The organism is Gordonia rhizosphera NBRC 16068 (assembly GCF_000298195.1).
Lineage (GTDB): Bacteria > Actinomycetota > Actinomycetes > Mycobacteriales > Mycobacteriaceae > Gordonia > Gordonia rhizosphera.
The window spans coordinates 36,180-56,685 of the sequence record NZ_BAHC01000154.1 but is presented as its reverse complement, the minus strand read 5'-3'; the positions used below and the strand labels follow the sequence as shown (position 1 = coordinate 56,685).

Below are 20,506 nucleotides of genomic sequence, written 5' to 3'. Positions count from 1 at the left end.
CCTACCCATCGCGTGCGGCGAGCAACCCCTCGACGATCCGCACCGGATCCACGACCGCCGACGACGAGGCCGCCGCCCGCCTCGCCGCCTCGCCGAAACCGGGGTCGCTCAGCACCGTCGCGACTGCGGAGGCCAGGGCCCCGGCCTCCACCGGACGCACCAGCAACCCGCTGCCCTGCCGCCGCACCCGATTGGCCAGCTCCCACTGATCGCCGCCGCCGGGGACGGTGACCACCGGCACACCGGCCGCCAACGCCTTGGCGAGCATCCCGTGGCCGGCACCGCACACCACGAGGTCGACCTCGGCGAGAATCTCGTCCTGCCGCGCGGACCCGATGACCACGCCGTCGGCGCCGGTGATCCCCCGGGGGCGTTCGAGTGCCGAAACCACCACGCGCACAGCCATTCCGAGCGCCTCCCCAGACAGTGCGGCCAACGCCACCGAGGCCATGTCCGTGGCCCCCGTGCTCGCCGTCGACGGTGCGACCAGCACCAGCGGACCCGGGCCGGTGGGTCGCTCGAACACGTCGTCGGTGGGTTCCCACAGCAATGGCCCGACGAGATGGGTGTCGGCCGGCCAGTCCGGTCGCCGGACCTCGAGGGCGGGCAGGGTGGCGACGAAACGTGCGACGGGGTGCCCGCATCGTCCGTGCAGCCCGATCCCGCCGCGGGCCCGTTCCCGTTGTCTCTCCCCTTGACGCAACGACCGCCGGGCCGCGGTGCGCAGCATCGCATCACGCAGGCGGCCAGCCGGTCCTGTCCCGGGTTCGAGCCCGGCACCGATCGGCGGCAGCCCCTTGGACGGCAGGTACAGCGGGTGCGGTGACAGTTCGATCCACGCGATGCCGGCGAGTTCGGCCGCCCACGCTCCGCCCACGGTGATCACGTCGGAGACGACCAGGTCGATCCGTCGCTCGACGAGTCTCGGAGCCAGCGCGGTGGCGATCCGCGCGGCGCGATGACTCAGCTTCGCCCCGGCATCGGTGTCATCGTCGTCGGCCTGTGCGGCCAGTCCGGGCAACTCCTCGACGACGATGCCGCGCGCACCGGCCACCGCACGCCATCGCCGACCGGTGAACACCACCGCGGCGATACCGTGCCGGGTCAGTCGCTCGGCGAGGGAGAACGCCGGAAACGCATGTCCCGCATCGGGTCCCGCGACGATCGCGACGCGGGCGAGATCGCTCAGTTCCCGGTCTGCGGCGGCTGCTCGACCGCCGGCTGGGCGGGCTGAGCGGCCGGTGCGGCAGCGCCCGTGCCGCTCGACGGCAGCGCGCCACCCATACTCGCCCGGATCTGTTCGAGGCGCGCGTGCCCGGCCATCTGGATACCGGCCTGTTGGACCTCCTGCATCCGGCCCTGCACCGTGTTCTGTGCGAGTTCGGCCTGGCCGAGCGCGTTGGCGTAGCGGCGTTCGATCTTGTCGCGGACCTGATCGAGATTCGGGGTGTTGCCCGGCACCGCGAGTTCGCTCATCTGGTTGAGCGACGCGCTCACCTGCTCCTGCATCTTGGCCTGCTCGAGCTGGCTGAGCAGCTTGGAACGCTCCGCCAGCTTCTGCTGAAGCATCATCGCGTTGCGTTCGACCGCCTGCTTGGCCTGTTCGGCGGCCTGCAGCGACTGGTCGTGCAGCGCCTTGAGATCCTCGACGCTCTGCTCGGCGGTCACGAGCTGGGCGGCGAACGCCTCGGCGGCGTTGGTGTACTCGCCTGCCTTGCCGGCATCACCGGCAGCGGCGGCCTGATCGGCGAGGGTGAGGGCCTGGCGCGTGTTGGCCTGCAGCTTCTCGACCTCTTCGAGCTGGCGGTTGAGCTTCATCTCCAGCTGGCGCTGGTTGCCGATGACCGACGCGGCCTGCTGCGACAGGGCCTGGTGCTGGCGCTGCGCCTCCTCGATCGCCTGCTGGATCTGGATCTTCGGATCCGCGTTCTCGTCGATCTTCGCGTTGCCGAGTGCCATCAGATAGCGCCACAACTTCACGAACGGATTCGCCATGCCTCCGTCAACTCCATTCCGGGTGGTTCGGTGCGGTGTGTAACCAATCTAGCCGTTGTTGCGGTGACGGGGTGGGCGCACCCGTGAGCACGACCGGTGCCGCGCGGCGGTGAACCGCGCGCGGTGGTCCGTCCGGGACTCAGGCGGCGGCGAGCGCGGTCGCCTCGCTGCGGCCGGCCGGCGCGGCGATGACGACCTTCGCGTCGAGCACGGCCATCTCCGCGTCGGCGACCAAACCGGTCTCCGGGCTGGTCACCAGGTCGTCGCGGTCGGCCGGGCGCATCGCATGACCGATGTCGAGCAGGAGATCGGCGATCTCCACGTCGAGGGCGTCACAGATCGCGGCCAGCAGCTCGCTGGACGCCTCCTTCTGGCCACGCTCCACCTCGGACAGGTAGCCGAGGCTCACGCGGGCATCGGTGGACACCTCGCGCAGGGTCCGACCCTGCGCCGTGCGTGCCCGGCGAAGGCTGTCGCCAAGCGCCTCTCGCAGTAGCACTGCCATCGAGCGTCCTCCTCACTGCTGACGATCCGTCACGACAACATCTCCACAACGACGGGGTACCGCTTCTGGTTCCCCGCGCCGATCACGCGTCGTCGGTACGTCTCGCCTGTCAACGATCACGGCCGTCGGTGGCCACGTATCGACGCTCGACGCCGGTGGCTCACCTAACTTCCGTGACGACGACAGTAGTCCAATATGCCGGCTGGTGCCGCCCGGGACCGGGCGCGTCGGGCCCGGTTGCGCCGAGGGCGAACACTCTCGGTGCTCGCCCGTGCGCGGTTCACCGTCGCGCCGCGACGGCGGACCCGCGGCGCAGTGCCACCGCCTGCCAGATGTAGTCGAACCCGGTGATCACCGTGACCACGACGGCGGCCCCCATGACCACCGCGGCCACCACATGCCATGCGCCGGCGAGCGGCAGCAGGTACAGGCCTATCGCGACGGACTGCAGCAACGTCTTCAGCTTGCCGCCCCGACTCGCCGGGATCACCCCGTGACGCAGCACCCAGAAGCGCAGCCCCGTCACACCCAGTTCGCGGACCAGGATCACCACGGTGACCCACCAGGCCAGATCGCCGAGGATCGACAGCCCGACGAGCGCAGCCCCGATCAGCGCCTTGTCCGCGATGGGGTCGGCGAGTTTGCCGAAGTCGGTGATGAGACCACGTTCGCGGGCCAGCCGTCCGTCGTAGCGGTCGGTGATGGCGGCCACCACGAACACGATCGCGGCGGCGATCCGCCAGCCCGTGTCATGTCCGCCGCCGACGAACAGGACGACCACGAACACGGGCACGAGCACAATCCGGAAGACGGTCAACGCGTTCGCGATGTTGACCACCGGGACCGCGTCGACCGGATCGGTGATGTGATCCGGTCCGCGGTCGGTCGCCGCGAGTCGGTGCTCGCTCGCCGCACGGCGAATCCGGTCGGTCATGTCGAACCGACCCGTCGTGGCCGGGCCCCCACCCGGCGATACTGCTCCCGCACGTCCACCAGACTATCGACAGGGCCGTCGGCGCTGGTCCGTCAGGTCGTCATTCCACGCGCGCCACACCGGAAACGGCGTGCATCGCGCTCCGCGGCGCGACTACTGTGAGATGCCATGCCCCCTGTCGCGCCCGAACCGGCGCCCACGCCTGACACCGGGTCATCCGACGTGGTCGTCCGCCGGGCCCGCACCTCGGATGTGCCACGCATCAAGGAACTGATCGACCAGTACGCCGGGCGCATCCTTCTCGAGAAGAATCTCGTCACCCTCTACGAGGCCGTGCAGGAGTTCTGGGTCGCCGACATCGACGGAGTCGTGGTGGGGTGCGGCGCGCTGCACGTCCTCTGGGCCGACCTCGGCGAGGTGCGTACCGTCGCGGTGGACCATGCGCACGGCGGTCGCGGTATCGGCCACCGGCTGGTCGGTCGTCTCATGGACGTGGCCCGTGAGCTGCAGCTCTCGCGGGTGTTCGTGCTCACCTTCGAGACCGCCTTCTTCGCCCGGCATGGGTTCGCCGAGATCGAGGGGACTCCGGTGACCCGCGAGGTCTTCGAGGAGATGTGCCGGTCCTACGACACAGGTGTCGCCGAGTTCCTCGATCTCAGCTACGTGAAGCCGAACACCCTGGGCAACACCCGGATGCTCGCCTCCCTCGATCAAACGACCTGAACAGGAGCCGACGATGTCGATGTTCGCAGTGCACTACACCTACGGCAGCGCCAAGGCGGCGCTACGCGACCAGTACCGCCCGCTGCACCGCCAGTGGCTCGATGAGGAGCACACGGCGGGCAACGTGCTACTCGTCGGCGCCTACCCGGACGGCAGCGGTGCGCTCCTGGTGATCCGCGCGGAGGGTCTCGAGGCCGCGGAGGCGTTCATCGCCAACGACCCGTTCATCGCCCACGAGGCGGTCGACGCGGTGCGGGTCGTCGAATGGGGACAGCTCTACGGTCCGTTCGACTGATCGGACCGCCCCGATTCCACCGCCGGCGAGGTGCCGGACCCGCCGTCGTCGCCGTTCGACTTGATCAGGCTTGCGACCGTGGTGATCACCAGCGTGACGATGATGACGGCCAGCGACGCCACCGTGGAGATCTCCGGCACCGACACATGCTCGCCGCCGTTGATGAACGGCAGGGTGTTCTCGTGCAGGGCGTGCAGCACGAGCTTCACGCCGATGAAGGCGAGGATGAACGACAGCCCGTAGGACAGGTACACGAGCCGGTCGAGCAGCCCGCCGAGCAGGAAGTACAGCTGCCGCAGCCCCATGAGTGCGAACGCATTGGCGGTGAAGACCAGGTACGGCTCCTGGGTCAGGCCGTAGATGGCCGGGATCGAGTCGAGCGCGAACAGGACGTCGGTGAAGCCGATGACGATCAACACCATGAGCATCGGGGTCGCCATGCGCTTGCCGTTGGCCCGGGTGAACAGCTTGTCGCCGTCGTAGTCGTCCGAGGTGCGCAGGACGCGCTTCACGAAGCGCTCCAACCGGCTCTCGCGCTCCTCCTCGTGCTCGACCGGGTCGTCGCTCTCGCGCACCAGCTTGATCGCGGTGTAGATCAGGAACGCGCCGAAGAGGTAGAAGACCCAGCTGTAGGCGTTGATCGCGGCCGCACCGACCGCGATGAACAGACCGCGCATCACCAGCGCCATCACGATGCCGAGCAGCAGCACCTTCTGCTGGTATTCGCGCGGTACGGCGAACTTCGACATGATGATGACGAAGACGAAGAGGTTGTCGACCGAAAGCGCCTTCTCGGTGACGTAGCCGGCGAAGTATTCACCGCCGGCGGCGTGTCCCCACTTCCACCACACGAAGAGGCCGAACACCACGGCGATCGATATGTAGACCGCCGACCAGAAGCCGGATTCCTTGATGCTGGGTGCATGGGGCACCCGGACGTGGGCAAAGAAGTCGAAGACGAACAGACCCAGGATCACCACACAGGTGACGATCCAGGTGATTGTCGACACATCCATAGAAATGATCTCCTCCAGCGCGCAGCACAAGCCAGCGATGCCAGAGGTCTCTCCCGCCGGGCCCGGACGATGGCGAACACCCGACCGACGAATCCGGGTCCACCGCGGTCACGATGATCGGCACCGTGAACCGGCGGACCGTATTGACGGAGACGCCGCGAGGATGGGGATACTCCCCTCTTCGATCTCGACCAGGATAGTACGTCTGCGTACGGTTGGCACATGGCGGCTGCGCAACGTCCGGCGACGGTCACCGACATCCACGACGTGGCGAGCGGAATGCCGCACGTGACAGACGCCGGCAGTCATCCCGGCCGGCCCGTCTACCAGGTCGGCGGGAAGTCGTTCGTGTTCTTCCGCACACCCCGCCCCGACGCGTTCGACCCGGACACCGGCGAGCGCTACGACGACGTCGTCGTCTTCTGGGTGCCCTCCGACGATGACAAGCTCGCCCTCGTTCAGGACCCCGACTCGCCGTTCTTCACCACGCCGCATTTCAACGGGCACCCGTCGGTGCTGCTGCGCACCTCGCGGATCTCAGAGCTGACCTACGACGAGCTCGCCGAGGTGATCCAGGACGCCTGGCTGAGCCGGGCGTCGGCACGCCGTGCCCGGACCTGGCTCGACGAGCACGGTCTGACGTGATCGTCGGGTCTACTCCGGGGCCTCGTCCCCACCGCCGGTGATCGAGGCGATGACACCGGCCAGGTCCTCGGGCTTGACCAGCACCTCGCGGGCCTTGGAACCCTCGGAGGGCCCGACGACGCCCCGGGTCTCCATCAGGTCCATCAGACGACCCGCCTTGGCGAATCCGACGCGCAGTTTGCGCTGCAGCATCGACGTCGAGCCGAACTGACTGGACACCACGAGTTCGACCGCGGCCAGCAGATCATCGAGATCGTTGCCGATGTCGCCGTCGATCTCCTTCTTGTCGCCGGCCTTTGCGGTCGTCACGCCCTCGGTGTAATCGGGTTCGCCCTGGTCGCGGGTGAACTCGACGACCGCGGCGATCTCCTCGTCGGTGATGAACGCACCCTGCATGCGGATCGGCTTGTTCGCCCCCATCGGCAGGAACAGACCGTCACCCATGCCGATGAGCTTCTCCGCGCCCGGCTGATCCAGAATGACCCGCGAGTCGGTCAACGACGAGGTGGCGAAGGCCAGACGAGAGGGCACGTTCGTCTTGATCAGGCCGGTCACCACGTCGACCGAGGGTCGCTGCGTGGCCAGCACCAGGTGGATACCCGCCGCACGCGCCTTCTGGGTGATTCGCACGATCGCGTCCTCGACGTCCCGCGGGGCGGTCATCATCAGGTCGGCGAGCTCGTCGACGATGGCCAGGATGTAGGGATACGGCGTGTACACGCGCTCGCTGCCCAGGGGCGTGGTGATCTCCCCGGAGCGCACCTTCGCGTTGAAGTCGTCGATGTGGCGCACCCGCGACGCCTTCATGTCCTGATAGCGCTGCTCCATCTCCTCGACCAGCCATGCGAGCGCCGCGGCCGCCTTCTTGGGCTGGGTGATGATCGGCGTGATCAGGTGCGGAATCCCCTCATACGGGGTCAGTTCCACCATCTTCGGGTCGATGAGGATCATCCGCACGTCGTCGGGGGTCGCGCGGGTCAGCAACGAGACGAGCATCGAGTTGACGAAGCTGGACTTGCCCGAGCCGGTCGAACCCGCGACCAGCAGGTGCGGCATCTTGGCGAGGTTCGCGCTGACGAACTCGCCCTCGATGTCCTTGCCGAGGCCGATGATCAGCGGATGGTTGTCCTTGCGGGTCTTCGGCGCCTTGAGCACGTCGGCCAGCCGCACCATCTCCCGGTCGCTGTTGGGCACCTCGATGCCCACCGCGGATTTGCCGGGGATCGGGGCGAGCAGCCGGACGTTGTCGGTAGCGACCGCGTAGGCGATGTTGCGCTGCAGCGCGGTGATCTTCTCGACCTTCACACCGGGCCCGAGTTCGACCTCGTAGCGGGTCACCGTGGGCCCGCGTGTGTAGCCGGTGACCGCCGCGTCGATCTTGAACTGTTCGAGCACGCCGGTGATGCGATCGATCATCTCGTCGTTGGACCGGCCACCCTGCTTGGGCGGATCCCCGTCGACCAGCAGGGTCGCCGGCGGCAGCCGGTACTCCCCCTCGACGGCACGGTCGATGAGGTCCCCCGCGAAGTCCGCGGCGTCCGCATCCCCCGGCTCCGACGATGCGGTCCCCGACGTCGCCGCCGCCCCCGAGGATGTGGCCCCCGACGATGCTGCCTTGGTGCGACTCCGCGCGGTCTTGGTCCCCGACGACGACCGACGCGAGGGTACCGGCTCGTCGTCGTCGGCGGCAGGCCGGCCGATCTGCTCGGTGATCTCGTCATCGAACGGGACCGTGTCGGCCGCGGCGAAGTCCGCCGCGTCGACGTCGGGGTCCACCGGACGGCGGGTGCGCCGACGGCGCACCGGTTCGGAGTCGGGCGGGTAGTTCTCGTACGGATCGTCGGAGTAGCCGGATCGCCGCGAGATGGTCTCGGTGACCTCGTCGTCGGCGCCGCGACGTCTCGATCCGGCGCGCGCCCCGTCGTCGGGATCGCCGTCATCGTCGGGATCGAGGTCGTCGGGGTCGAGGTCGTCCCAGGGCGCGACGTCGTCGTCGGGGAGCCCGAGCCCGAGCCCGAGATACCGGGAGGTGCCGTCGACGACCTCACGGATGGTCTTGCCGGACAGGATGAGGGCACCGAAGGCGATACACAGGACCAGGATGGGTACCGAGATCCACGCGGTGACACCGTTGGTCAGCGGCGTGCCGACCGCGAACCCGAGGAAGCCGCCGGCCGCCGAGCGTTCCGGCAGTTCCACCGGGGCACCGGCGGTGAGATGGATCAGGCCGAGCATCGGCAACACCAGCAGCAGTCCCGCACCGAGGTAGCGGGCCCGGCGCTCCGGGTTCGGTGGGCGACGCATCAGGACGATCGCCAGCGCCGCCAGCGCCGGCGGCACGACGGCAGCGGCCACGCCGACGATCGCCCGGGTCAGCGCATCGATGAAGGCGCCGACCGGTCCGGCGGCTCCGAACCACACGCTGGCCCCGACCAGCAGCGACAGCGCGAGGATCGCCAGGGCGACTCCGTCGCGGTGATGGGAATGCCCGGACAGATCGCGGCGCTGCGCAGGCGCCGCGCGGCGACGCGCACCCGGGCGCGGCTCGTCGTCGAGAAGCGGACCGTCGAGGTCGAACCCGTCGTCGGGCGCGTCGTCGAGATCCTCGTCGTCACGCACATCGTCGTCGACGAATCCGCGCCTGCCGCCGGGGTTGTCGGGACCACCGCCGACGCGGGCCAGGCTGCCGACCCCGCGTGCCATCAGAGACCAACCCGCGCCCAGTCCCCGACCGACCGCGGACGCGCCTGTCGCGGCGACGGATCGACGGTGGATGTCGGCCGACGCGTCGGCCCGCCTAGACGCCCCGCTGCTGCGCGTCGTCGAGCTCGAGGCGCCCGAACCCCGCGACGACGACCCACCGCGGGCACCGGATGTGGAGCGCGCCGCCGATTTCGGTGTGTTCGAGTTGCGCGTCCCCCGGGTACCCGACTTCGTGGTGCCGGCGGTCGCGCGTGCCGGTGCCTTGCGGGCACCGCTCTTACGCGCACCCGTGGTTGCTTTCGAAGCCATGCGGACAGACTAGTCGGCATCCGTCACCTCAGTCACATGGGCAACACTGGCAACTCGGTTGCGTGTCGAATTCGTAACCGGACACCGTCGTGGCGGGTCTGTGCCGTCGGGTCAGATGCTGCGCTCGGAGTCCTTCACCGCAGAGACCAACGCCTCGTCGCCGTCGAATTCCAGCGCTACCGGCGCACGTCCGTACGCGAAGAGCACCAGCTCGCCGGGGGTGCCGGTGATGGTCACCGCCCCGCCCTGACCGCCGCTGACCACGTCGTGGCCGTCAGGCGTCCGCAGGGTCGTGCGGGCCGGCGCATTCTTCAGCGACATCCGGCCGACCATCTTCGCCGAGCCCAGCAGGGCGTGCTGCAATTCGTCGGACAGAACCCGCGGTGTCCACTCCGAATCACGGCCGGCGGCACCGCGCAGGACGTCCTCGTGGTGGACGAACATCTCGGCGAGGTTCGCCCATCGGTCGACGGGGCGCATCGGCGACCAGAGCGGTGGCCCGGAGGCCACCTTGTCCAGCAGCGCGTCCCACGGCTCCTGCGCGGCCTTGGTACGGACACTTTCGGTGTATCCGGCCAGCGGTTTGATCAGGATGCCGAGGCCGCTGTCCGGACGGCGCTCGCGTACGACGATGTGCGCGGCGAGGTCGCGGGTCGTCCATCCTTCGCACAGGGTGGGGGCGTCGGGTCCGACGGCGCGCATCGACTCGACGAGGGCGGCACGTTCTTCTTGGGCGAGAGTCACGTCCTCCACAGTAGGGTGTGCCGCGCGGGCGTGTGACCCAGGATCACTCCCCGACGGCCAGCACCGTCGGCACGATCATCGGCCGACGACGATAGGTGTCGGCCACCCAGCGCCCGACGGCGCGGCGGATCGTCTGCGCAATCCGATGGATGTCGGTGACCCCTTCGGCGGCAAGGGCATCGAGCGCCTGATCGACCAGATCCGCCGCGGCCTTCAGTGCGGTGGGATCGTCGGAGAACCCGCGCCCGGACACCTCCGGCGTGCTGACCGCGCGACCGGTGGCCGCGTCGACGGCGACGGTGATGGAGATGAAGCCGCCTTCGCCGAGGACGAGCCGCTCCGAGAGTGTCGACTCCCCCACGTCACCCACCGACAGGCCGTCGACGTAGACATGTCCGACGGGCACCCGTCCGGTGATCGTGGCGCGACCGTCGACGAGGTCGACGACGACACCGTCCTCGGCCAGCACCACCCGGTCCTCCGCGACGCCGGTTGCGACCGCGAGCGCCGCATTCGCGCGCAGATGACGCCATTCGCCGTGCACCGGCATGACGTTCGACGGTCGGATCGCGTTGTAGAGGTAGAGCAATTCACCCGCCGATGCATGGCCGGACACGTGGACCTTGGCACTCTGCTGGGTGATCACGGTCGCGCCGCGTTTGGCCAGGCCGTTCACCACGGCGAACACCGAGTTCTCGTTGCCCGGGATCAGTGAGGAAGCCAGTACGACGAGGTCGTCGGCGCGGATGTTGATCTGCCGGTGCTCACCGCGCGCCATCCGCGACAGCGCCGACAGCGGTTCACCCTGCGATCCCGTCGAGATCAGCACAAGCCGGTTGTCGGGCAGGGTGGCCGCGGTGTCGAGATCGACGATCACCCCGTCCGGAACCGACAGGTACCCGAGGTCCTGGGCGATCTGCATGTTGCGGACCATGGATCGCCCGACGAAGGTGACGCGGCGGTTGTGGGCGTCCGCGACGTCGACGATCTGCTGGATGCGGTGCACGTGGCTGGCGAAGGATGCCACGATGACCCGCTGTTTCGCCCGGCCGATGACCTGGTCGAGGACGCCGCCGATCTCGCGCTCCGGGGTGACGAACCCGGGGACCTCGGCATTGGTCGAATCGACCAGGAACAGGTCGACGCCCTCGTCGCCGAGGCGGCTGAAGCCGGCGAGATCGGTCAGGCGACCGTCGAGCGGCAGCTGGTCGAGCTTGATGTCGCCGGTGTGCAGCGCGACACCCGCCCCGGTCCGGATGGCCACCGCGATCGCATCCGGGATCGAGTGGTTGACCGCGAAGTATTCGCACTCGAACGGGCCGTGGGTGGTCCGCTCCCCCTCGACGACGCGGACCAGTTTCGGCCGCAACCGGTGTTCCCGGCACTTCGCCTCGACCAGTGCGAGCGTGAAGGTCGACCCGATCACCGGGATATCGCTGCGCAACCGCAGGAGGAAGGGCACCGCACCGATGTGGTCCTCGTGCCCGTGGGTGAGGATGATGGCGTCGACATCGTCCATGCGGTCTTCGATGTAGGTGAAGTCCGGCAGGATCAGGTCGACGCCGGGCTGCTGGTCCTCGGGGAACAGGACACCACAGTCGATGATGAGTAGCCGGCCGTGGTACTCGAAGACCGTCATGTTGCGGCCGATCTCGCCGATCCCGCCGAGGGCCACGACGCGCAGTCCGTCACGCGGGGCGCGCGGCGGACGACCGAGCCGATCGGTCGCCGAACCGGTCGAGGCATCCGAGGTGCCGCGGTCGCGCTCGGGACGCCGGTTCCGGCGTTCGTGGCGCTCGTGCCGGCCACCTGATCGGCCCGACCGGCCCTGCGAGGTCTGAGATCGCGTTGCCTGGGACTGCGATCCCTGTGATGACCCCTGCGATCGCGACGCCTGCTGCTTCGCAGCGTGTTTCGGTGCGTCGGCCGACTTGTCCCGCTTCTCCGCGGACGCCGACTTCTCTGTCGTCGCCGACTTCTCGGTGGACACCGACTTCTCCGTGGACACCGTCTCCGTCGGCGGGGCCGGCGGGCCCGCCGCCCGGCTCGCGGCGCGGCGACGTCGCACTGGCCCCGTCATCAGGCGAGCACACCCGAGGCGCGGAGATCGGCGATGAGCGCCTCGATCTGCGGGCCGTCGGCGGGCACCTGCGGCAATCGCGGGTCACCGACATCGAGGCCGAGGATCCGCAACGACGCCTTCACCATGGTCACACCACCGAGCCGACCCATCGCGTTCACCAGCGGGAGCATCGACAGGTTCAGTTCCCGGGCGGTCGCCACATCGCCCTTCTCAAAGGCGATCTGCATGTCGCGCAGTCGATCCGCGACGAGGTGGCCGATGACACTGACGAATCCGGTCGCGCCGATCGACAGCCACGGCAGGTTGAGGGCGTCCTCGCCGGACAGGTATTCGAGGTCGGTCGACGCGATCAGTCCGGCCGCCGAGTGCAGGTCGCCCTTGGCGTCCTTGACCGCCTTGATCCGCGGGTGCTCGGCGAGCTGCAGCATCGTCTCGTTGGCGATGGGCACCACCGACCGCGGCGGGATGTCGTAGAGCATCACAGGCAGCTCGGTCGCGTCCGCGACCGCGCGGAAATGTGCCAGCACACCGGCCTGCGGCGGCTTCGAGTAGTACGGGGTCACCACGAGAAGTCCGTGCGCGCCGACCTTCTCGGCTTCGATGGCAAACCGGACGCTCTCGGCGGTGTCGTAGGAACCTGCGCCCTGCGTGATCCGGGCACGATCGCCGACGGCATCGAGGACGACCCGCAACAGCTCCAGCTTCTCCGGCACCGTCGTCGTCGGCGATTCACCCGTGGTGCCCGAGACCACCAGTCCGTCACAGCCCTTGGCGACCAGATGTTCGGCGAGTTCGGCGGCCTTGTCCAGATCCAGCGCACCGTCGGCAGTGAAGGGGGTCACCATCGCCACTCCGATGGTCCCGAAGGGGTGCGTCTGCAGCTGGTCCGCGCCTGCGTTCATGGTGCTCAAGGCTACCTTCTCCCCTCACGATCCATGCACACGCTCCCCGCTCGACGCGCCGGGGGTGCGCAGCGTCTCAGCCCTCGAGGACGAAGGGCGAGGTGGCCACCTCGGTTCCGTCGGAGAGGGTGCCGATCTCGAAGTCGCCGAACACCGTCGGCGCGACCCGCATGAGCTGACGAAGACACTCGATCGCGAGCTGACGGATCTCCACGTCGGCGTGCTCGGTGGCCCGCATACCGACGAAGTGGCGCCACGCCCGGTAATTGCCGGTGACCACGATCTTGGTCTCGGTGGCGTTGGGTAGCACGGACCGCGCGGCCTGCCGGGCCTGCTTGCGGCGCAGGATCGCGTTCGGCACGTCGGCGAACTTGGCCTCGAGCGCGGCGAGGAGCTCTGTGTAGGCCTTGCGGCTCGCATCGGTCGCCTCGGTGAACAACGCCTCGAGTTCCGCGTCACCGCGGATGGCCGGCGGCGCGACGACGTTGGAGTCGTGCTCGGGGACGAAACGCTGCGACAGCTGCGAATAAGAGAAGTGGCGGTGCCGGATCAGCTCGTGCGTGCAGGATCGCGAAATGCCGCTGATGTAAAAGGTCACCGACGCATGTTCGAGCAGCGACAGGTGGCCGACCTCGAGAATGTGCCGGAGGTAGCCGGCGTTGGTCGCGGTCCGTGGATTCGGCTTGTCCCAGCTCTGGTAGCAGGCCCGGCCGGAGAACTCGACGAGCGCCTCGCCACCGTCGGTGTCGGTGCTCCAGTCGACATCGGGTGGCGGGGTGAACGTGGTGGCGGCCACCATCTGGACCTTCAACGGCACCAACTCGGACAACGGCCCTCCTTCGGGGTTACCCACCGATTGTCCATCAGACCGGCACCGGCCGCGCCGTCACCCCGGCCGTCACCGCGTCGTCGGGGTCACCGTCACGTCGACGCGGTCGTCGTAGAAGCAGATCATGTCCCGTATCGGCTGACCGTCGAGCAGCGGTTGCCGGTAGGTCCAGGCGACGTCGGGCACGACCCGTTCACCGACGACGGCCGACCAATAGGTGGCGTGGCCCTTGTAGGCACACGTGGTCCGCGTCTCGCTCGGGGTGAGCCGGTCCATCCGGACGTCCTCGCGCGGTAGATAGTGCCGCGGCGGCAGATGGGTCTCGAGCAGCAGCGTCGGACGATGGCTGTCGGCGAGGACGACGTCGCCGATTCTGACGACGACGTGCCGGCTGGTGACCAGGCAGTCGATCCGTTGGAAGGGATTGTGCGGATGGCTCAGGACCACCTGATCCTCCTCCCGCCATTCGTCGAAGGCGGTCCAATCGAGGATCACGCGGCCGGCCAGGTCGGGATCGTCGGGAGTGAAGGCGGCCGCGGGCAGCACACGGCCGGTGACTTCGATGTCCCAGCTCGTCCCGGCACAGGTGTGCAGGGAGAACTGGTGGACGGGGGTCAGCACGGGTGGTCGTCGCATCGCCGGGACCACCGGGGTGGGAGAAACCAGGGCGGCGTTGACGTCGGCGGTCGCAAACGCATAGGACCCGACCACGCGATAGGGCTCCCACACCTGCAGGACATCGTCGGAATCCGCGACCGGCTGACCTGCCAGAAGGGCACGGACCCGGCGTCGCGACACCGCCGAACGCAGGGCGTCGAGGTGCGACATGGTCAGTTCGTCCATCGAGACGGCCATGACGGAAGTCTCCCCCGCGCTTCCTCTCCGCGGACGGGAGTCGCCGAACCGGGCATGAACAGTCGATGGCGCGCGGACAAACCCGCTTGACGAACCGGCCGACCGATGCGGATCGGGGCGCACGTCGGCTCCCGATGTCGCATGATGGGTTTCGTGTCCGCACAGCCACGCCCCGGCCGAGAGGCCGCAGCATCGTCGGCGGCACCCACGGCAGCAGCGTCGGCGTCCGGGATCAGCCGCCGTGCCGTCCTGCGCTCTGGAGCGGTCGCGGCCGGGATCGGCACGGCGGGGATCGGCACGGCCGGGTTCTCCCTGACCCCCGCATCGGCGGCTCCCGCCGGGCTGTCGCACCGCGCGTTCGCACACGGCGTCGCCTCCGGCGATCCCCTTCCCGATGCGGTGATCCTGTGGACGCGCATCACTCCCACACCGGCCGCGGTACCCGGTTCGGGTGTGGGCGCCGACACCGACGTCTTCTGGGAGATCGCGCGCGACACGGCGATGCGGACCGTGTTCGCCTCGGGGTCGGTGGTGGCCTCCGCCGACGCCGATCACACGGTGAAACTCGATGTCACCGGACTGCAGCCGGATACCGCCTACTTCTACCGCTTCGCGGTGACAAGCGGCCCGGCGGCGGGCGCGGTCTCCCCCGTCGGCCACACCTGGACCGCGCCGGCGGCCGGCGCCGACGTCTCCCGTCTGCGTTTCGGTGTGGTGTCGTGCTCCAACTGGGAGGCCGGTTACTTCGGCGCCTACCGTCACCTGCGGGCACACCGTGGTCTGACCGCGATCGTGCATCTCGGCGACTACTTCTACGAATACGAGACCGGTGGCTACACCGGCAAGTACGGCCCGGTGCGACGCACCGAGCCGAGCAACGAGGCGGTGACGCTGCGGGACTACCGCATCCGGCACGGCTTGTACAAGACCGACCCCGACCTCGCCGAACTCCACCGCCGACTGCCCTGGATCTGCACCTGGGACGACCACGAGTCCGCCAACGACGCGTGGTCGGGCGGTGCCGAGAACCACGACGCGACCGAAGGTCCGTGGCGGACCCGCAAGGCCGCATCGGAGATGGCGTACTACGAGTGGATGCCGGTGCGTCCGGTCGCAGCGCAGACCGGACGACATCTGTACCGGCGGTTCCAGTTCGGCCGGCTGCTCGAACTGTCGATGCTCGATCTGCGGACCTACCGCGACCGACAGGTCCCCGCGACGTCCCGACGCGTCGACGATCCGGGGCGCACGATCACCGGCGCCGAACAGATGCAGTGGCTGGTCAATGGGCTGGTGTCCTCGACGACGCGCTGGCGGATCGTCGGCAACCCCGTGATGATCTCCCCGCTGGTGATCCCACCACTCGACGCGCGCACCGCCGCCGCGGTCACCGACGTACTCGGCCTGCCGTCGGGCGGTATCCCCGCCAACGCCGACCAGTGGGACGGCTACACCGCCGACCGCCGACGACTCCTCAACGCGATCCGGGCCAACGGGGTCGACAACGTCGTGTTCATCACCGGCGACATCCATTCCTCGTGGGCCTGCGATGTCCCCGTCGATGCCGCCCACTACCCGGCGGCGGGAACGGTGGCCACCGAGTTGGTCGTCCCCTCGGTCACCTCCGCCAACGTCGACGACTTCCTCAAGGTGCCCGAGCACACCGTCGGCGCCGCGGTGCCGCCCGCGATCATGGCGACCAACCGCCACGTCCGATGGAACGACGTCGACGCCCACGGCTACGGAGTGTTGACGGTGACCCCGGCGGCGAGCCAGATGGACTGGTATTTCCTGGTGGACAAGGCCGATCCGCGCACCGGGCGTTATCACGCACGTTCCTTCCGTGTCAGGTCCGGAACGCAGCGGGTCGCACCGGTGTCCGGGCCCGTCGACTGAGAGTTGAGCAACCAGTCACCCCTGAGGTAGAACCAAGCAGGGTCCGCGATCGGCGAAAGGCACAGATGAGTTCCTGGAGCACCACCCCTCGGCGCCGGCGTCTGGCCTGCGCGGCGGTCGCGGTCGCGCTTATCGGTGCACCGGTTCTGGCGCCGGCCCTGACTCCCGGGTCGACCGGTACCGCGGTCGCGGCCCCGGCACGGATGACCGCGATGGCGCCGGCACCGGAGGCAATCGATCTCGTCGGCACCGAGAACACGCGCGCATTCACCAACTACCGCACCACATCCGGCCTGGCGATCAACGGGCGGGTGATCCGCAGCGACCACCTCGCCGACCTCACGCCGGCCGACACGCGAAAACTGGCCGCTCTGCGGGTCACATCGATCGTCGACCTGCGCACCCGGATCGAAATCGCTGTCGCCCCCGACGTCGCGGTGCCCGGGGCCGGTCTGCAGACCTTCGACGTGCTGGGAGCGACACCCGTCACGACCCTCGTCGACCTGCCCACCGCATACCGCGCCTTCGTCACCGACGCCCATGCGCGGTCGGCCTTCCGGCGCACCCTGCTGGAGATCAAGAAGACCGCCGCTGCGGGCAACACCACGCTGTATCACTGCACCGCCGGCAAGGACCGCGCCGGTTGGACGTCGGCGGTTCTGCTCACGATCCTCGGCGTCGACCGCGGCACCGTCGAACGGGATTACCTGGCCAGCAACACCTTTCGCCGAACCGACGCCACCGACAAGGTCAACGGCGTGACGATCGAGTGGCTGCGGGCATCGTTCGCCGCCGCCGATCAGGTCTACGGCAACTTCGACAACTACGTGCACAAGGGCCTCGGCCTCACTGACGCCGACATCGCCGAGCTCAAACACGCCCTGCTGGTGACCCCGAACCCGACCGGGACGTCCGTACCGGTTCGGTGATCCGCCGGTGAAGAGTGTCTTCCGAGATCACCGCAACGGCGCGATGTTCTGGTTGCGTCGGAACACGTTGGTCGGGTCGTAGATTCCCTTGAGCCGTGCGAGACGGTCGGCGTTGTCGCCGTAGCATGCGCGCGCGGCGGCCGGTCCCTCGTCCATCTGGAAGTTCGCGTAGCAGCCGGTCATCGCGTAGGGGCGCAGTGCGTCACGAAACCCGTTGGCCCACGCCCGCAGCGCAGGCTCCGCACCGGGCACAGGAGCAAGCGCGGCGAACATCTGCGCGAAGGCGGCGTCGCGCCATGGCCACGCCGTGGCCCCACGATCCGGGCGGGCGGCCGCACCGTCGAGGGGGTAGAGGTGACTCTGACACAGCGGCGTCGGTTGAGAGGCCCCGAAACGCTGATACTCCGCCGCCGCCTCGTCGGGCAGATCCTCGAACAGCGCACCGGCGAGGGAACCGTACCTGCCTGCCGCCGCTCCTTCATCGAACGCCGATTGCAGCGCCGGGTAGGGCACCTGCGCGACACCGTCCACAACCGGTCTCTCGGCACGGAAGGTGGCGAGCGCCTCGTTGCACCGATCGGCCGAGGCGGTGTTGCACCAGATCAGCGCACACGCCGGGTGCATCCGGAGTTCTGCGGGGAACTGCTCGTCGGGCGGCACGCTGAGCAGCGCGAGGAACGCGTAGATGTCGTCGGGCTGTTGCGGAATCCAGTCGCGGAAGAGCCGCACAAGGCGTTCGGTGTGCTCGATCGGGAAGATCATCGGCCCGCCGGTCACGACCGATACCGGGTGCAGCCGCATCCGCAGCTCGGTCACCACACCCAAGTTGCCACCGCCCCCGGCGAGACCCCACAGCAGATCCTCGTCTCCGCCTTCTCCCGCCCGGACCAGCGTGCCGTCGGCGAGAACCACGTCTGCTCCTACCAGGTTGTCGACGGCGAGCCCGTGTTTGCGGGTGAGATAACTGATCCCACCGCCGAGCGTGAACCCGGCCATCCCCACGGTGGACACCGTCGGAGTGGTGGTGGCGAGTCCGAACGAGTGTGTGGTGGTGTCGACCTTGCCGGCGCAAGCGCCTCCCCCGATGGCGACGACACCCCGGTCGGTGTCCACCCGGACATGGTCGATGGCACGCAGGTCGATGACGAGACCGTCCTCGACGCAACCGTAACCGGCGGCACCGTGTCCGCCGGCGCGGACGGCGACCGGTAGTCCCTCCGCCACCGCGAAACTCACCGACTCGGCGACGTCTCGGGCATCCAGGCATCGGACCACCGCCGCCGGCCGGGACTTCTCGGCGCGGTTGTCAATGTCCCGGGCCTCGTCGAAACGCGGATCGTCGGCGGTGATCACGTCACCGTGGACACGTGTGCCGAGTCCGCCGGTACCATCGACAACGCTCATGGCTTCCTCCTTCGGCCGGAAAGACGATGGCCCCAGCCTGCCCCGCCGCCGGACCCAGGGCATCGGGAAGAACCCTCAATCGGTGGAGCGTTTCTCTGTCGCGTGCCGGATCACATACGCAGCGGCCTCGGCGCGGTTCCGCAGACCGAGCTTGTAGAGCACATTGCGCACGTGCCTCTCGACGGTCTTGCGGGACAAGAACAGCCGATCGGCCAGCTCGCGGTTGGAGAGCCCCTCACCCAGCAACTCGAGAACCTCCTGCTCCCGGCGGGTGAGCTGCCCCATGCCCGCCGGACCACCGCGCGCCGCCACGACACCGAGCTCACGCAGCCGAGCTGCGGCTGCGTCGGCGCCACGGGCCGCGCCCAGCCTTGTGAAGACCGCCAGCGCAGCCCGCGCCTCGGCGATCGCATCATCACCCGACATCTGCTCTGCCAGCAGCAACCGGGTGCGCGCGGCTTGCAGTGGAAGGCCCAACCTGTGGAACAGTCCGAGAGCGCGTTCCAGGCATCCGGTGTCGCGCCGCAGTCGGCCGTCCGCGCGCCACGCCCGGGCTTGCAGTTGCTCGCAATCGGTGCGGGACGCGAGCTCGGTCAGATGTGCGACGGCACGCTCGGCCTCGTCGGGTGGGCATACCCGCGCGAGGATCTCCCAGAGCACGGCCTGATCCAGTACCCCACTGTGTCCGGGTCGGTAGGAACCGGGTCCGGGTATCTCCTGTGCCGCGTGCACGCCACGCAGTGCGATGTGGCGGGCCTCGCCATTGGCACCGCGGGCCACCGCGAGCGCCGCTCGCGTGACCGCGCTCGTCTCGAAGTCCTCGAATCCCTCGATGAGTCGTTCGGCCTCCTCAACCCGTCCCTGGGCGAGACGGAGCTCTGCCAGGCGCGCGGCCGCCTCCGCGCAGAGAGCCGGCTCCGCGGAGACCCCGATCTCTTGCGCGGCGCGGAGCTCCCGTTCGGCGCCGGACCAGTCCCCGGCCGCGAAGAGCACCGCCCCCTCCTGTGCCCGGCAGGTCGTGTACAGGTGTGGGTTGCCGAACCGTTGTTCGAAATCATCGGCGGCCCGGATCCACTGCATTGCGTGCTCCGGCTCGGCGCTCTGGGCGCAGGCGGTGATGAGGTTGCAGCTCGCGTAGACGACCGTGTGGGGCCGGGTGGCCTCCCCGGCGAGCGACGCCGCCATCGCCTCGTCGAGCAGTATCGCCCCGTCCGCTCCCCGACCTTGATCCACCAGTGCCGTACCCAATTGGCTGAGGGCGCACAGCTCGAGATCCCGGTCGCCGAAACGGGTGGCGATCTCGCGTGCTTCGGTCGCGAGGCGTTCGGCCGCGAGCGCGTCGACGCTGTCGTGTGCGCGAACGAGAGCGACCCACCCTGCCAGCGGAACCAGATGGGATTCGGTGACCAGATGTCCTGCCCGCGACAGCCACCCCCGGGCGGCGGCCGTGTTGCCCAGACTGACCCGATAGATCAGGTACAGGGCGACGGCGATCATGACGCTGTTCACGAAGTCCTCGCGGCGCCGGAAGGCCGCATAGGCGCGTTCCTGATAGCGGACCGCATCGTCGGTCTCCCCGAGCCACCACAGCACGTCACCCAGCCCTGCGAACGCCTCCGCACCGGGCTGTCGCGCCGCCAGCTCCTCGAACGCGCTTCGTGCCGTCAGCCAGTCGCCCGCGTCGGCGGCCGCCTGCGCGGTTTCGACCAGCTGCGCGGCCGAACTCGGCATACCTCTAG

19 protein-coding genes are annotated in these 20,506 nt (G+C 68.9%); 6 read left to right on the top strand and 13 right to left on the bottom strand.

Going from position 1 to position 20,506, the window contains the following annotated elements:
* Nucleotide 1 precedes the first annotated feature (1 nt).
* From GORHZ_RS19300 to pgsA, 4 genes are all read right to left on the bottom strand, one after another.
* The gene (locus GORHZ_RS19300) at nucleotides 2-1,189 is read right to left on the bottom strand and encodes a glycosyltransferase (RefSeq protein WP_083877367.1); all 1,188 of its coding nucleotides are present in this window, start codon (nucleotides 1,187-1,189) and stop codon (nucleotides 2-4) included.
* Entirely contained in the window at nucleotides 1,186-1,995 is an 810-nt protein-coding gene (locus tag GORHZ_RS19295; protein WP_006335954.1) for a PspA/IM30 family protein, read from the bottom strand. The genes GORHZ_RS19300 and GORHZ_RS19295 overlap by 4 nt, the downstream gene beginning before the upstream one ends.
* Nucleotides 1,996-2,134: 139 nt before the next feature.
* The gene (locus GORHZ_RS19290) at nucleotides 2,135-2,500 is read right to left on the bottom strand and encodes a helix-turn-helix domain-containing protein (protein ID WP_006335953.1); all 366 of its coding nucleotides are present in this window, start codon (nucleotides 2,498-2,500) and stop codon (nucleotides 2,135-2,137) included.
* Between the two features lie 280 nt (nucleotides 2,501-2,780).
* Nucleotides 2,781-3,434 (bottom strand): CDP-diacylglycerol--glycerol-3-phosphate 3-phosphatidyltransferase, encoded by a 654-nt coding sequence (pgsA, locus tag GORHZ_RS19285; protein WP_006335952.1) that lies wholly within the window; start codon nucleotides 3,432-3,434, stop codon nucleotides 2,781-2,783.
* Between the two features lie 168 nt (nucleotides 3,435-3,602).
* On the opposite strand from pgsA, the gene GORHZ_RS19280 reads away from it, so the two are divergent.
* Nucleotides 3,603-4,157 carry an amino-acid N-acetyltransferase gene (locus GORHZ_RS19280; RefSeq protein WP_006335951.1) on the top strand — a complete coding sequence of 185 codons (555 nt, stop codon included), beginning with the start codon at nucleotides 3,603-3,605 and terminating at the stop codon, nucleotides 4,155-4,157.
* 13 nt (nucleotides 4,158-4,170) lie between these two features.
* Nucleotides 4,171-4,452 (top strand): YciI family protein, encoded by a 282-nt coding sequence (locus tag GORHZ_RS19275; RefSeq protein WP_006335950.1) that lies wholly within the window; start codon nucleotides 4,171-4,173, stop codon nucleotides 4,450-4,452.
* Here GORHZ_RS19275 and GORHZ_RS19270 read toward each other — a convergent pair.
* Nucleotides 4,434-5,468 (bottom strand): TerC family protein, encoded by a 1,035-nt coding sequence (locus tag GORHZ_RS19270; protein WP_006335949.1) that lies wholly within the window; start codon nucleotides 5,466-5,468, stop codon nucleotides 4,434-4,436. The genes GORHZ_RS19275 and GORHZ_RS19270 overlap by 19 nt on opposite strands.
* 222 nt (nucleotides 5,469-5,690) lie before the next feature.
* On the opposite strand from GORHZ_RS19270, the gene GORHZ_RS19265 reads away from it, so the two are divergent.
* On the top strand, nucleotides 5,691-6,113 hold the full coding sequence (locus GORHZ_RS19265) for an MmcQ/YjbR family DNA-binding protein (RefSeq protein WP_006335948.1): 423 nt from the start codon (nucleotides 5,691-5,693) through the stop codon (nucleotides 6,111-6,113).
* Nucleotides 6,114-6,122: 9 nt separating this feature from the next.
* Here the strand turns inward: GORHZ_RS19265 and GORHZ_RS19260 are convergent, their stop codons facing one another.
* Nucleotides 6,123-8,816, bottom strand: coding sequence for a DNA translocase FtsK (locus tag GORHZ_RS19260; protein WP_006335947.1), 2,694 nt, complete (start codon nucleotides 8,814-8,816; stop codon nucleotides 6,123-6,125).
* 70 nt (nucleotides 8,817-8,886) lie between these two features.
* Between GORHZ_RS19260 and GORHZ_RS31780 the strand changes: the two genes are divergently transcribed.
* Nucleotides 8,887-9,138: a hypothetical protein gene (locus tag GORHZ_RS31780; RefSeq protein WP_006335946.1), complete on the top strand. Its 252-nt coding sequence runs from the start codon at nucleotides 8,887-8,889 to the stop codon at nucleotides 9,136-9,138.
* 98 nt (nucleotides 9,139-9,236) lie between these two features.
* Here GORHZ_RS31780 and GORHZ_RS19250 read toward each other — a convergent pair whose 3' ends face one another.
* From GORHZ_RS19250 to GORHZ_RS19230, 5 genes are all read right to left on the bottom strand, one after another.
* Nucleotides 9,237-9,869, bottom strand: a complete 633-nt coding sequence (locus GORHZ_RS19250; protein WP_040532541.1) for a TIGR03085 family metal-binding protein — start codon at nucleotides 9,867-9,869, stop codon at nucleotides 9,237-9,239.
* A gap of 43 nt (nucleotides 9,870-9,912) precedes the next feature.
* Nucleotides 9,913-11,949, bottom strand: coding sequence for a ribonuclease J (locus GORHZ_RS19245; RefSeq protein WP_051998994.1), 2,037 nt, complete (start codon nucleotides 11,947-11,949; stop codon nucleotides 9,913-9,915).
* Nucleotides 11,949-12,854 (bottom strand): 4-hydroxy-tetrahydrodipicolinate synthase, encoded by a 906-nt coding sequence (gene dapA, locus GORHZ_RS19240; protein ID WP_040532526.1) that lies wholly within the window; start codon nucleotides 12,852-12,854, stop codon nucleotides 11,949-11,951. Before dapA ends, GORHZ_RS19245 begins: the two co-directional genes overlap by 1 nt.
* 76 nt (nucleotides 12,855-12,930) lie before the next feature.
* Nucleotides 12,931-13,683, bottom strand: a complete 753-nt coding sequence (thyX, locus tag GORHZ_RS19235; protein WP_006335942.1) for an FAD-dependent thymidylate synthase — start codon at nucleotides 13,681-13,683, stop codon at nucleotides 12,931-12,933.
* 69 nt (nucleotides 13,684-13,752) lie between these two features.
* Nucleotides 13,753-14,538, bottom strand: a complete 786-nt coding sequence (locus GORHZ_RS19230; RefSeq protein ID WP_006335941.1) for a DUF427 domain-containing protein — start codon at nucleotides 14,536-14,538, stop codon at nucleotides 13,753-13,755.
* Nucleotides 14,539-14,682: 144 nt separating this feature from the next.
* Between GORHZ_RS19230 and GORHZ_RS19225 the strand changes: the two genes are divergently transcribed.
* Complete coding sequence (locus tag GORHZ_RS19225; protein ID WP_006335940.1) at nucleotides 14,683-16,434, top strand: alkaline phosphatase D family protein; 1,752 nt, start codon at nucleotides 14,683-14,685, stop codon at nucleotides 16,432-16,434.
* A 65-nt stretch (nucleotides 16,435-16,499) separates the two neighbouring features.
* Nucleotides 16,500-17,363: a tyrosine-protein phosphatase gene (locus tag GORHZ_RS19220; RefSeq protein WP_006335939.1), complete on the top strand. Its 864-nt coding sequence runs from the start codon at nucleotides 16,500-16,502 to the stop codon at nucleotides 17,361-17,363.
* Between the two features lie 27 nt (nucleotides 17,364-17,390).
* Here the strand turns inward: GORHZ_RS19220 and GORHZ_RS19215 are convergent, their stop codons facing one another.
* Both GORHZ_RS19215 and GORHZ_RS19210 read right to left on the bottom strand, forming a co-directional pair.
* Nucleotides 17,391-18,767: an FAD-binding oxidoreductase gene (locus GORHZ_RS19215; protein ID WP_006335938.1), complete on the bottom strand. Its 1,377-nt coding sequence runs from the start codon at nucleotides 18,765-18,767 to the stop codon at nucleotides 17,391-17,393.
* A 75-nt stretch (nucleotides 18,768-18,842) separates the two neighbouring features.
* A complete protein-coding gene (locus GORHZ_RS19210; protein WP_006335937.1) occupies nucleotides 18,843-20,498 on the bottom strand; it encodes a response regulator transcription factor in 1,656 nt (551 codons plus the stop codon).
* Between the last annotated feature and the right edge of the window lie 8 nt (nucleotides 20,499-20,506).